General features: G+C 60.9%; 11 protein-coding genes. 3 read left to right on the forward strand and 8 right to left on the reverse strand.

Annotated elements, in window-relative coordinates; genetic code table 11:
* Positions 1-143 precede the first annotated feature (143 nt).
* From EWR20_RS10260 to dapB, 7 genes are all read right to left on the reverse strand, one after another.
* Positions 144-653 (reverse strand): CinA family protein, encoded by a 510-nt coding sequence (locus EWR20_RS10260; protein WP_129360586.1) that lies wholly within the window; start codon positions 651-653, stop codon positions 144-146.
* A complete protein-coding gene (pgsA, locus tag EWR20_RS10265) occupies positions 650-1,270 on the reverse strand; it encodes a CDP-diacylglycerol--glycerol-3-phosphate 3-phosphatidyltransferase (protein WP_129360587.1) in 621 nt (206 codons plus the stop codon). The genes EWR20_RS10260 and pgsA overlap by 4 nt, the downstream gene beginning before the upstream one ends.
* Before the next feature lie 34 nt (positions 1,271-1,304).
* Entirely contained in the window at positions 1,305-4,328 is a 3,024-nt protein-coding gene (locus tag EWR20_RS10270) for a DNA translocase FtsK (RefSeq protein ID WP_129360588.1), read from the reverse strand.
* A gap of 112 nt (positions 4,329-4,440) precedes the next feature.
* Positions 4,441-6,147 carry a ribonuclease J gene (locus EWR20_RS10275; protein ID WP_129360589.1) on the reverse strand — a complete coding sequence of 569 codons (1,707 nt, stop codon included), beginning with the start codon at positions 6,145-6,147 and terminating at the stop codon, positions 4,441-4,443.
* Positions 6,148-6,202: 55 nt separating this feature from the next.
* Positions 6,203-7,132: a 4-hydroxy-tetrahydrodipicolinate synthase gene (dapA, locus tag EWR20_RS10280; protein WP_129360590.1), complete on the reverse strand. Its 930-nt coding sequence runs from the start codon at positions 7,130-7,132 to the stop codon at positions 6,203-6,205.
* Between the two features lie 21 nt (positions 7,133-7,153).
* Positions 7,154-7,771 (reverse strand): hypothetical protein, encoded by a 618-nt coding sequence (locus tag EWR20_RS10285; RefSeq protein WP_129360591.1) that lies wholly within the window; start codon positions 7,769-7,771, stop codon positions 7,154-7,156.
* A gap of 3 nt (positions 7,772-7,774) precedes the next feature.
* Positions 7,775-8,530: a 4-hydroxy-tetrahydrodipicolinate reductase gene (gene dapB, locus EWR20_RS10290; protein WP_129360592.1), complete on the reverse strand. Its 756-nt coding sequence runs from the start codon at positions 8,528-8,530 to the stop codon at positions 7,775-7,777.
* A 171-nt stretch (positions 8,531-8,701) separates the two neighbouring features.
* Between dapB and EWR20_RS10295 the strand changes: the two genes are divergently transcribed.
* Together EWR20_RS10295 and EWR20_RS10300 are read left to right on the forward strand one after the other, a co-directional pair.
* A complete protein-coding gene (locus tag EWR20_RS10295; protein WP_129360593.1) occupies positions 8,702-10,660 on the forward strand; it encodes an acyltransferase family protein in 1,959 nt (652 codons plus the stop codon).
* A 46-nt stretch (positions 10,661-10,706) separates the two neighbouring features.
* Entirely contained in the window at positions 10,707-11,549 is an 843-nt protein-coding gene (locus EWR20_RS10300; protein ID WP_129360594.1) for a serine hydrolase, read from the forward strand.
* 22 nt (positions 11,550-11,571) lie between these two features.
* Here EWR20_RS10300 and EWR20_RS10305 read toward each other — a convergent pair whose 3' ends face one another.
* A complete protein-coding gene (locus tag EWR20_RS10305; RefSeq protein ID WP_129360595.1) occupies positions 11,572-12,087 on the reverse strand; it encodes a hypothetical protein in 516 nt (171 codons plus the stop codon).
* Between the two features lie 476 nt (positions 12,088-12,563).
* On the opposite strand from EWR20_RS10305, the gene EWR20_RS10310 reads away from it, so the two are divergent.
* Positions 12,564-13,472, forward strand: coding sequence for a fatty acid desaturase family protein (locus tag EWR20_RS10310; RefSeq protein WP_238147704.1), 909 nt, complete (start codon positions 12,564-12,566; stop codon positions 13,470-13,472).
* Positions 13,473-13,478: the final 6 nt, after the last annotated feature.

The raw sequence follows: 13,478 nt of genomic DNA on the forward strand, positions 1-13,478 counted from the left end.
GCAGTTCTGACGTTCTCGTTAGGCCTGTGGACGGATCATCTTCACACCGTCACAGTTATTCAAACCAAGTTTCCTGTGAATTCATTCCCGCTCATGGCGAAAGGTGCCTGGGAATATCCTGGGCATGCTGTGGGAACCGCGTTTCAGGCGTCCAGGATCATCGTTTCCAGCAGGAGACGCAGGGCTGCCCGAACGCTTTGCTCGCGGATCTCCGCCCGGTCACCGTGAAAGCGCAGTTCCTTCGTTGCGAAACCAAGCGGGCTCGCACAACCGATATAGACCAATCCTACGGGTTTGCCGTCGTGGGGCTCGGGGCCGGCGACTCCTGTCGTAGAGATCCCCCAATCAGTGCCGCAGACATGCCGCGCACCGGCCGCCATGGCCCGAGCGACGTCGGGGTCTACCGACCCTTTGTCGGCCAGCAGGCTCTCCCGAACCCCGAGAACCCCCGCCTTGACGGAGTTGTCGTAGGACACCACGCCTCCCCAGAAGGCTGCCGAGGCCCCGGAGACCGAGCAGATGGTTGATGCGACCATACCGGCCGTCAACGATTCCGCCGTGGATATGGTCTGACCCGATACAGTCGCCGACGCGACGATTCTGGCCGCCAAGGATGCTGCGGATTCCGTCTCGGGAACGCCCATTCGGCTCATGACCGTCCGTTCTCAGCCAGGTAATCACGCCGCAGGGTGACCGCCTTCGCCACATAGTCGATGCCAGTCACTACGGTGACAACGACGACCGCGGCCATCACGATCCACCCCGGGATCATGGCCCACCACCCGAGTGCACCGAGCGGAAGAATGAACAGAATGAGTGCGATCGTTTGGAGAACTGTCTTGAGTTTGCCCCCCTTGGAAGCGGCCATGACTCCGTACCGAATCACGAAGAATCGCATGACGGTGATTCCCCACTCGCGGATCAGAATCACGATGGTGACCCACCACCAGAGTTCGCCCAAGATCGACAACACCACGAATGCCGCTCCCGTCAGGAGCTTGTCCGCTATGGGATCGGCGATCTTGCCGTAATCGGTGATCAAATTTCTCGAACGGGCAATGTCCCCGTCGAGCTTGTCCGTGTACATCGCCACTCCGAAAATCACGACGGCCGCCCATCGCATCCACATCGAAGTCTCGCCGAAATGCCCACCTGCGACCAAGAACCACACGAAGAACGGAACCATCACGATCCGGACCGTGGTCAGAGCATTCGGCAGGTTGAGGTTCGACGGTTTGGACGTCTCCTCGGGTTCTTTTGCGGTGCTCATGAGTGTCCCTTCCACGGGCCTTCAATTTTCGGTCTCATCGGCCGGTCAGCTGCCACGCGTCATTGTCCCCATTCGACTCGTCTGCGTGATCGTTGTAGTCCGGCGCGACGTTCTGCAAGGATTCTTCCACGGGGTCCCCTCCAGGATTCGCACCACCGTCTCCGGAGGATTCGGGCGGCTCCTCGCCCCTGAGTTTGGCCAGAGCAGCCGGAAGGTCGTCCGGAGATACAAGGACGTCACGGGCCTTGGACCCCTCGGACGGCCCCACGATTTCGCGGGACTCCAAAAGGTCCATGAGGCGGCCCGCCTTGGCGAAGCCCACGCGCAGCTTGCGCTGCAACATCGAGGTCGACCCGAACTGCGAGTTGATGATGAGTTCGGCGGCCTGAAGAAGGACGTCGAGGTCGTCGCCGATGTCGTCGTCGATCTTCTTCTTCGGCTGGTCCTGGATCACGTCCGAACGATAGCTCACGGGCATCTGAGTCTTGACGTGCTCGACGACGTCGTGGATCTCCGATTCGGTGACCCATGCGCCCTGCACACGCATGGGCTTGGACGCACCCATCGGAAGGAAGAGAGCGTCACCCTGACCGATCAGCTTCTCCGCGCCCGCCTGGTCCAGGACCACTCGGGAGTCCGTGACGGATGAGGTAGCGAACGCCATGCGGGACGGCACGTTCGCCTTGATCAGGCCCGTAACCACGTCCACTGAAGGGCGCTGAGTCGCGAGGACCAGGTGGATACCCGCGGCACGCGCCAGCTGGGTGATGCGGACGATGGCGTCTTCCACATCGCGCGGAGCGACCATCATGAGGTCGGCCAACTCGTCCACGATCACCAAGAGGTACGGATAGGGGCGGATTTTACGTTTGGAACCGGGTTCCGGTTGAACCTTCCCCTCGCGAACGGCCTTGTTGAAGTCGTCAATGTGCTTGAACCCGAAATGGGACAGGTCGTCGTAACGGGCGTCCATTTCCCGGACGACCCACTGCAGAGCTTCTGCCGCTTTCTTCGGGTTGGTGATGATCGGGGTGATCAGGTGCGGTACACCCTCATAAGCCGTGAGCTCGACGCGCTTGGGATCGACCATGACCAGACGAACTTCGTCAGGGGTCGAACGCATCAGAATCGAGGTGATCATCGAGTTCACGAAGGATGACTTACCGGCACCGGTGGCACCGGCGACGAGCATGTGCGGCATCTTGGCGAGGTTCGCGACGACGAAACCGCCCTCGACGTCCTTCCCGACACCCATGACCATGGGGTGCGGAGAGGCGTGGGCCTTGTTGGACCGCAGAACGTCGCCCAAAGCGACGGTTTCCCGGTCGGTATTCGGAATCTCGATGCCGATCGCGGATTTGCCGGGAATCGGCGAGAGAATCCGGACATCGGCACTGGCGACCGCGTACGAGATGTTCTTGGACAGGGCCGTCACGCGTTCGACCTTGGTCCCCGACCCCAGCTCGATCTCGTACCGAGTCACGGTCGGACCGCGAGAGAACCCGGTGACCTGGGCATCGACCTTGAACTGCTCCAGGACGTTGGTCAAGGACTCGACCACGGAGTCGTTGACTTCCGAGCGTTCCTTGGCCGGAGGACCCTGGATCAGCATCTTTTGCTGCGGCAGAACATAATCCGTGGTCGATAGCGCGGCCTCACGGGCCGCATCCCGCTGTGGCTGTGCATGAGGGATGCTTTCGTCCGACGGTGCGGGTGCACTCGATGAGAAAGTCTCGGCTTCCTTAGGATTCGGTTTTTCGACCAAAGGAGAGACGCCCTCGTGGGGGTCCTCGAACTGAGTATTCGGCTCCTCGGGCTCCTGAGGAGCCTTCCGCTGGGGCGCCGCCTGCTGGGGAGAAAGGACCTCGGTAGCGTCTCCGTCCGGACTCTGGATCACGCGGGTCCGGTCCAGGTCCTCCTGGACGGCTTCGGCAGTCTCACCCGATTCTTCCCCGCCATCCCGAGCGGCACGCGCACGATTGAACTTGCCCAGGTCGAAGAGCTCGGACTTCTTTCTCTTCTGCGGTTTGGCGCCAGCGGCCGCGGAATCGCGATGGTGATCGAACACCTCGGTGGGCGCGGTTGCCAAACGGCCACCGTGCGGATCCGCCGTGGAGGCATTCTTGTCGACCACTGCCCTCGTAAAGGCCTCGTCACCCACGTAGGTGTCCAGGGGACCCGAATCTTCCTCGGTCTTCTTGCGCCGTCCGAACAAGGAACGCTTGGGTTTGGTCGTCTTCGCCTCGTCATGGCCCTCGTCGAGGTAGCTGCGATCATGCTCCGGCGCAGAGACGTCGGTTCCCTGACGCTGAGGCTTCTCACCGACCAACCGGGCGAAAGCTGCTTGAATATTCGGCACGATCTGACGAATCGGCGTCGCGGTGATGATCAGGACCGAGATCAGAGCCAGGAGAATGTGGATCGCGACGGCGCCGGGAACCGTGACCAGCTTGGAGAACGTGGCCCCGGCCAACAAACCGACTATGCCTCCTCCCCCGCGAATGGCGTCCAGTCCCGAATCGATGCTCGGGGATCCGGCAGCCAAGTCGAAGAGGGCCGAACCGCTGATCACCATGAGAAGCAACCCGACGGCAATGCGGTTGTTGGCGCCCATATCCGTCGGGCGTCTGAAGGCACGGATCGCGAAGCCGCCGAGCATCACGGGCGCGACGAGCGCCATATGCCCGAAGGTTCCGGCCACCACAGCATGCCAAGCCGTGGCCGGCCAGGACACAGCCTGCACCCCGACGGAAGCAAGGCTCCACCATTCGACGGCCGCGGTGACCAGGGCCAAAATGAACATCAGGAGGGCGCCGCCGTCGCGCCGATCCTCAGGAGCCAATTCGGTGCGCAACGTGCCCATTCGACGGATTGCGCCGCCGACGAGATGGGCACAACCAACCCACGCGCCGAGGATCGCCCGGATGAGCCAGTTGGGCTGATCGGGTGCGCTAGTGGTCGCACGCGAAGAACGAGTGGCGGCTTTTTTGGTGCCGCTCGACGAACGCCGCGACTGCGATGCGCCCTTTTGAGGGGTGGGGGAAGTACGAGTCGCCATATCTTCCAGGGTAGACGATGAGGGCGGAACCCACACTCGCTCCGGTCAAAACCGCGCGAATCTGTGGATTACCGCCCTCGGCTCGTGGCTCTGCGCCGCGAGATATTCGTCTCTACTTCTCCTGATTGGCCTCCACGACCACGGGGATGATCATCGGTTTGCGACGAAGCTTCCGACCAATCCATTGGCCAATCGTACGGCGCACGATCTGCTGCATCTGGTGATTGGTCACGCGCTTGGCGGACTGCTCCTGAAGAGCGTCCTCGAGCGCCTCCGTGATCTTGGGAATCATCGGCGAGAAAACGGCGTCTTCTTCTGCAACGCCTCGGGCGTGGATATCCGGTCCTGCAACGACGCGTTTGGTCTTGCGATCGACCACAATCACGATCGAGACGAAGCCTTCTTCGCCCAACGTGCGGCGGTCCTTGAGGTCCTGGTCCGTGATTTCGCCCACGGACTTGCCATCAACGTAGACATAGCCACAATCGACGGCGCCCACGATCCGGGCCTGCCCGTTCTTCATGTCCACCGCGATGCCGCTTTCGCCCAGGAGAACGTTCTCCTCGGGGACACCGGTTTCCATCGCGAGCTTGCCGTTCGCAATCAGGTGACGGACTTCGCCGTGGACTGGAAGGACGTAATTCGGCTCGAGGATGTTGTAGCAGTACAACAATTCGCCCGCGGCCGCGTGGCCCGAGACGTGAACCTTGGCATTGCCCTTGTGGATCACATTCGCACCCAATTTGAGCAAGCCATTGATCACCCGGAACACGCTGTTCTCATTGCCAGGAATCAAGGACGAGGCCAACACGATCGTGTCGTCCTGGTCGATCTGGATCCTATGGTCCCCACTGGCCATGCGGGACAACGCAGCCATGGGTTCTCCCTGAGAACCGGTGCACATCAGAACAACCTCGTCATCGCGGTAATTGTCCACGTGCTTGAGATCGATCAGGACGTTCTCCGGAACGTGCAAGTAGCCGAGCTTCTCGGCGATCGACATATTGCGGACCATCGAGCGGCCGCACAGCGCTACCTTACGGCCTCGCTCGACCGCGGCGTCGATCACCTGCTGAACACGGTGAACGTGAGAGGAGAAGGAAGCCACAATGATGCGTTTGGGGGCGTCCCGGAAGACGTCGGAGAGCACCGGACCGATGTTCTTCTCCGTAGGAGTGAACCCAGGGACCTCCGCGTTGGTCGAATCCGGAAGGAAAAGATCGACGCCTTCCTCACCCAGTCGGGAGAAGTGACGCAAGTCGGTGATGCGACCGTCCAGAGGAAGCTGATCCATCTTGAAGTCGCCGGTGTGCAATACCGTCCCGGCCTTGGTTCTGATGAAGACAGCCAAGGCATCCGGAATCGAATGGTTCACGGCCACGAATTCGCATTCGAACGGCTTGAGATCCTCGACATCGCCTTCCGCGACGGCCATGGACGTCGAGCGAATACGGTGCTCCTGAAGCTTCGCCTCAACCAGGGCCAGAGTCAGCTGCGAACCGATCAAGGGGATATCGGGCCGACGCTTGAGCAGATACGGAACCGCGCCGATGTGGTCCTCGTGACCGTGGGTCAGGACAATGGCAACGATGTCGTCGAGACGATCAAGAATATGGTTCAGATCCGGCAGGATCAGGTCGACGCCAGGCTGGGTCTCCTCTGGGAAGAGAACACCGCAGTCTACGACCAGGAGCTTGCCGTTGAGTTCGTAGACCGTCATGTTGCGGCCTATCTCACCCAGTCCGCCGAGGGCCAGAACACGCAGAGTGTCCTTTTGCAGCTTCGGAGGTTTGGGCAAATCGGTAGGTATCTGGGTCACGGGACCCCTTTCTGATGATGAAGGCCCCGCCGGCTCTGCAGCGGGGCCCGTGAGGTTATTCGATGCTTGAGGCGGCGACTGACCCTTCGAGGTCTGACCGAATTCGTGCGGTCTCCGCCTCGGTGGGTTCAACGTGCGGCAGGCGCACCGTATTGGTTGCGAGCCTTCCCTGCCATTGAAGAATTGTTTTGGCGGCCACGGCCCCGGGAACCCGGGTCATGGTCGCGGTGACGACCGGATGTACATCCCGATGGATTCGCTGCGCGGTGGCCAGATCGCCCCGAACGACGGAATCGATGAGATCGCGGAACTGCTCCGGAATCACGTGCGTGGTCACTCCGATGAGTCCCTGCGCACCGATGGCCATCCAGGGGAGGGTCAATCCGTCGTCGCCCGAGTAAAACTGAAGGTCCGTCCGAGACATCACTTCGGTTGCGCTCGCGAAATCTGCCTTGGCATCTTTGACGGCAACAATATTCGGGTGTTCTGCGAGCGCGACCATGGTTTCGGGCGCGATCTGGATCCCGGCGCGGCCGGGGATGTCGTACAACATGATCGGGGTCTTGACCGAGTCGGCCACGGTGCGGAAGTGCGCCAGAAGTCCCGACTGAGTCGGCTTGTTGTAATACGGGGTGACGACCAGGAGACCGTCGACGCCGACTTCTTCAGCGAGCGACGCTACATGAATCGTGTGCTGAGTGTCGTTGGAGCCGACACCAGCGATAATCGAAGCCTTGTCCCCCACGGCGTCCTTGACGATGCGGAAGACACGGGCGTTCTCCTCGTCCGTCATGGTCGAGTATTCGCCTGTGGTTCCGCAGACGACGAGACCATCGTTGCCGCGCGCGACGAGCTCTTGGGCGAGCTCGGCGGTGGCTTTCTCGTCCACGGATCCGTCCGCCGCGAAAGGAGTGACCATCGCGGTCAGGAGGCGACCGAACAGGGGCTCAACGGGGGCTGTGTTCTCGATCGAAGACTCAGACATGTCTCCCAGGCTACAGCAAATTCACGCCTCCTCGCCTTGCGACAAAGCACCGGCGGCCCTGCCCTGATACAAAGCCACGGCGTCACGCATGGAGCGTCTTGCCCTCTTGCGGTCTCCGGCCGCGTCGTAGGCACAGGACAGCCGGAACCACGTGCGCCAATTTTCGGGGTCGGCCTCGACTTCCTGCTGGTACACCGGAAACTCCGCATCCGCGGCATCCCGGTCGATACCGCCAGAGGCAGTGCGCGGCAGATTGTCCTCGGGCAGGCCTCCTTCTCGTCCCAGGATTGCGGCGAGTTGTTGGACGCGCACTCCGAACAGGACTTCCCGGATCAGTGCCCAAGCGCCTATCAGCGGAAGCACGATCAAACCGGCACCAAGCAGGATTCCCGCGATGTCGCCCGAAGCCACCAGAAGGATGCCTCGCTGCAAGGTCAGGACCAAGTACAGGGCGAGCAGCGCGACCGTGATGGCCGCGAAAGTTTTGCCCTTGTTGGTCGAATCAATGAAGACGAAAGCCGCACTGAACGCCAGGATGACAAGAATGAAAAGTCGCGTCCCGGGAGGTACGGGGAGCAACCAGACGGTGATTGCGACCAGAACGACCGCCGCGGCCGTGAAAATCTTGAGTCCGCGCACGCTTCAGTCCAGGTCCAGGTAGCCGTCGAGCCCGTGTGTCAGCCCCGGGCGGTCACCAACGGTCCGTATTCCCAGAAGAACCCCTGGCATGAAGGAGACTCGGTCGAACGAGTCGTGACGAATCGACAGTTGCTGCCCCTCATCCCCCAGAAGGATCTCCTCATGGGCAACCAAACCGCGTAAGCGCACGGCATGGACATGCACATCTTCCACGACGGCGCCCCGAGCGCCCTGAGGGTCGGACTGTGTCGCGTCGGGGCTCGGCCCGCGTCCGGCACTTTTCCGGGCCTCGGCGATCTCGTGCGCGGTGTGCGCCGCGGTTCCGGAAGGAGCGTCCAATTTCTGAGGGTGGTGCAATTCGATGACTTCGACGGACTCGAAATATTTGCTCGCGGTCGCGGCGAATTTTCCCGCGAGGACCGCGCCGATGGCGAAGTTGGGGGCAATCAGAACGCCCGTTCCCGCATGTTCTGCGAGCAGCTTCCCCAACCGGTCGAGTTTGGTCTCATCCCAGCCCGTCGTCCCGACAACGGCGTGCATTCCGTGCTCGACCGCGTATCGGACGTTTTCCTCGCTGGCCGAGGGGACCGTGAGGTCAACGACGACGTCCGCCCCCGATTTCCCCAGGTCCTCGAGGCGATCCTGAGAGCCCAGGGCCGCCACCAGTTCCATATCTTCCGCATTTTTGACGGCTTTGACGGCTTCTGAGCCCATGCGGCCCGCCGCACCGAGTACTGCAACTTTGATCACGTCAGTCATGCTTCCCACCCTATCGCCGCATATGTCGGTCACCGAGTTGCGGCGGACCAGTTCATGAGGAAAGCCTCAACCGTCCGGGAAGCAGGAACCGCCCTCACGTGATTACCATGTTCAGGGAAGTTTCCTCGAACTCCCGGTAAACCACACTCACCAAGGATTTCTGCCCTCTTCATGAATTCGTCGTCCCTTTTTGCGTCGCCCGTACCACCCGAGGCAGGACAAGAGCGCTTCCACCTGAGGGGGCTTGATGGGCTTCGAGCTATCGCGGTGATTTCAGTGGTGATTTACCACTTGTGGCCGAGAGCATTGCCAGGTGGGCTGATCGGGGTCGATCTGTTCTTTGTGATTTCCGGTTACTTGATCACCGCACTGCTGCTGCGAGAAGCCGCGTACACCGGAAAAATGCACCTACCCCAGTTCTGGATGCGGCGATTGCGTCGGCTGATACCGGCAATGGTCTCCTGCGTTCTCATCTGTACGAGCGTCGCGTTCCTGATCGGCGGCGACATCCTGGTCCATATGCCGCGGCAAGTGATCTCGGCCCTGACGTATACGTCGAATTGGGCGAGCATCGTCGCGGGCAACGATTATTTTTCGAAAACTTCGCTCGAGCTGTACACCAATTTCTGGTCGCTGGCACTCGAGGAACAATTCTATTTGGCCTGGCCGGTCATCCTCGTCACGACCTGCATGCTGGTGATGTCGTGGAAGAAACGCACGCTGGTACCCGCTTTGCTCTGTGTCGCCTCGATCTCCGCCATGGTGTTGTGGAACCACTTTGAGCCAGATATGACACGTGGATACTACGGTCTGGACACCCACGCATTCGGCCTGATGACGGGTGCGGTCCTCGCACTGATGATCCCGTGGAGCATGTACCCGCCGCGCCCCGGAATTCGGGTGCGGGCCCTCGAGCAGCGGTACATGCCCGCGCTCAACGTATTCCGAATCCTTGCGGGCTGGGCCAGCCTCTTCCTTCTTCCCGTGTTCGCTCGCATCCTCACCGAGGACGAACCCACGATTCTGGCGCCATGGGGCCTCCTGGGCGCTTCGCTTCTAGGCCTGGGGGTCATTCAGACTCTGCTTCCGGACGTTCGCGGCATCGGTGCAGAATGGCTTCGTCGGCTCTTGTCCCTCAGCCCTTTGGAATGGCTCGGCAAACGATCCTACGGTCTGTACTTATGGCACTGGCCTGTGATGACTCTGTTGCACTACGGCGCCCCCACCGTTCCCGACCAGGTCAAAAACGTCCTGGTCCTGATCCTGACAATCATCGTTGCGGCGCTGTCCTACCGATGGCTCGAGCAGCCCGTTCGCCGAAAAGGCTTCCTCGGAGCCGCAAATGCATTTTTCCGGGCTTTCGGCCGGCCCGTTCGCGCCCGATGGGCCGCGATCGCATCAATGGCGCTCGTGGTGTGCGCGGTCACGGGAACGGTCGCGGCCTGCCTGAACGCCCCGCAAAAGACGCAAGCACAATCCGTGATCGCACAAGGTCGGGAAGCCCTGAAGTCGACCGAGTCGCCCTCGCCGTCCCCCAGCTCCTCGGGGCCCGAAGCGTACCGTCCGTCGCCTGGAGGAGAGGACGTCACGATGATCGGCGATTCCGTGACACTTGCCTCTGCGGACGCGTTGCAGTCCCATGCGCCAGGCATAGACGTCGATGCCGCGGTCAGCAGAAACATGTCCGCTGGGATAGACCTAGCACGCAAACGACTCGATCAGGGAACCCTGGGGCGGATCGTGGTGATTTCGCTGTCGACCAATGCCGAGGTCTCATCCGAGGACATCGACAAACTGACCACGATCTCGGAATCGGGCGAGACACGCGAGGTCGTCCTGGTCACGGGCCAAGCGCCCGAGAAACTCGATTGGGTCGGCCCATCGAACGACGCAATCCGCGCTGCCGGATCCGGAAACGACAAAATCGTCGTCGCGGACTGGGCAAAGGCTTCCGACGGCCAACCGGAGCTTTTGGTCTCGGACGGTGTCCATCCCGAGGCGGCGGGTCAGGAACTGTATGCATCGACCGTGGGAAACGCGATCGGAGAGGCCAAACAGAAACTCGCGCAACGGACCGGTGGCGGAAACGCTCCCGGCGACCAGCCGGGCCCCAAACCCGGCGGTCCGTGACGGCCTTGGCAGACTCGCTACGCAGCGAACTGCTAAGTTCGAATGTATGGCAGATCACCTTCCGTTGGAGCCGTCCACGAGCTTCGTTCTGACCGATGCCGACGGCAGAATACTGGCGAGCCGATCGCCCCAGAAGGTCTACTATGCCGCGTCGACCATCAAATTGGGCGTCGCGCTGGCCGTCGGACGGCACGTCCGTGACGGCTCGCTGAGCCTCGAGACGAATTTCGCGGCTACGAGAACCTTCAGAGGTGTGGACGGAGAGCCTTTCACCCTCTCGGGAGACCACCTGGACGACCAGTTTCCCCACGATGGCACCTGCTTGGCCGTCTCACAGCTCCTCCGTGTCATGATTTCTCGATCCTCGAATGAAGCCACCAACATCCTGCTGCGGGAAACGGGACTCGAGACCGTCACGGAGGTGTTCCACGATCTGAATCTTCAGGTCACCCGAGTCGAACGGCTGATCGGGGACTCCGCGGCCGAGATCCGCGGACTGACGAACGAGACGTCGGCCGCGGATCTGGTACACCTCATGCGCGGCGCCGTGACCGGTCTCGTCGGAGACCGCCCTCGGTTGCCGAATCCCGTCACGGTCGAGATTGTGCGTGCCCTGGAAGCGCAGACCGTTCCTCCGATCGGGCGGGTTCTTGGACCCCGCGTACGGTGGGGTTCCAAGTCCGGCGAGGTCCCCGGTTATCGCCACGACGTCGCTTTCATCGGCAACCCGGCCACATCTGAGTGCCGGTATTTGGCGGTGTGCACCCGCGGGTTCGAGGAGTCTGAAGCTGACGAGTCGATCGCCGCAATCGTTCAGGCCCTGGGCCTCGACTCAACCAGCGGCTCGGGAACAGGGGACGATGTCCGAGAGGATCGGACCTTGGACTGAACAGCGCGGACCGAACGACCGACTACGAGGTTGCCCCACCCTCATTCTCCCAATCTTCCTCGTCCTGCTCGAGCGCGGCTTGGTTGACGCTCGTGAGGAATTTGAAGGATACCTGCTCGGCCAGATCCTTCACGAGGTACAGTCGGTGGGCTTCGGAGTCGGAGTCTCGAAGGGCCTGATCCCTGGCAATTTTTCGCTCGCCACGCAGCGCTCTGCCGATCATGGCCAGTCGCTCGCTGAGCACCGTGGCCAGACCGTCTCGCAATTCGACCAGGTTGGTCCCTGAGACTTCGAGGCGTCTGTCCACGACGTCGAGCGCGACGTCCGGATAACCGGCCGCGACCAGGAAATCTCGAGTCGACTGATCTGTGATCGCAGCGATTTCGTCGCTGACTGGGCGACGGGTAAACATGATGTCGACCATGTACTGCTGGGGCGCCTCGTCGGTCATGAGCGTCGGCGGCAGGGATCCGGTCATGACCGCTCCCAGGCCCAGAATTCCAGCTTCATCCGGGATATTTTCTATTCGCTCTTCCATATATGAACTCTACGCCGTATATTGCGCGGACTACAGCACGCGAAGAATTAAATTAAAAAGGAATTTTCAGCTGGCGTTCGGAAAAAGATTGTATGATTCAGGTACAGAGGAATTGCAATCCCATGATCGCTCGGAAAATGTCCGGAGCCTGCCTCTCTGCCGCGCGGCCTTCCCATTCATCGGGTGCTGCACGGTGTGGGACCAATCGACGCCTTTGCAGTCTTCGCGTTCACGCGCAAGGCCAGGGCGCCAGATGTGAGGACATCATGGCCACTGAGCCAAATTCTCGTACCCAATCCACCCGACGAGGCAGAACAGCTGCCCCACAAGAATTTACCGAACTTGCCAAGAATATTCGGCAGAGCGGTTTGTTGAGACGGAGATATGGATATTACTGGACCAAAATAATTGGCCTTTTCCTAGCATTTTCTGCAACAGTTCTGGCGCTCATTCTCATCGGAGATACTTGGTGGCAAATGATCACGGCCGTCGTGTTGGCCTGCGTACTGACACAAATCGCCTTTCTGGGGCATGATGCCGCGCACCGCCAAATCTTTGCATCCGGCCGGTGGAACGACTGGATCAGCATCGTCCTCGTGGATTTCCTCGTGGGTATGAGCTACGGGTGGTGGCAGCACAAGCACACCAAGCACCATGCCAATCCCAACAAATCCGGATCGGACCCGGATATTGAGCTCCCGATTTTCGCGGTCACCGCTGAACAAGCCGACAGTCACCAGTCTTCACGTCTCAGGACGTGGGTGCGCGGGCGCCAAGGTCTCCTGTTCTTTCCCCTACTGTTCCTGGAGGGTCTCTCCCTCCATGTTTCCAGCGTCCAACGATTGGCCGCGCCAGGGAAGCTCAAGCGTCGGTGGGCCGAGATCACGCTGATCACCGTCCGCCTCACCAGCTATGTGCTTCTCGTCTTCTGGGTCCTCTCCCCCGGAGTTGCCGGTGCGTTCTTGGGCGTTCAACTCGGACTCTTCGGTTTCTACATGGGTATGGCTTTTGCCCCGAACCACATGGGAATGCCGATTGTCCCCAAGAACATGCGTATCGATTTTTTGAGAAGGCAGGTTCTGATGAGCCGAAATATCAAGGGGTCACGCTTCCTGGACACCGCGATGGGCGGACTCAATTACCAGATCGAACATCATCTTTTCCCCTCGATGCCGCGACCCCATCTCCGGAAGGCCGCACCGATGATCGCCGCGTACTGCGAGGAGCACAGAATCACGTACACCCGGACGAGTCTGCTCCAGGCCTACGTTCGTGTCGCCGATTACATCAACCGCGTGGGACTCGGCAAGAAGGACGTCTTCACGTGCCCCCTCGTCCAGGAACGCCAGTCTCCAGGCGTCCCCGTTCCGGTGGGGCATTCGTAGAGGAGA

The sequence above is a fragment of the Rothia uropygioeca genome, from assembly GCF_004136585.1.
Taxonomy (GTDB): Bacteria; Actinomycetota; Actinomycetes; order Actinomycetales; family Micrococcaceae; genus Rothia.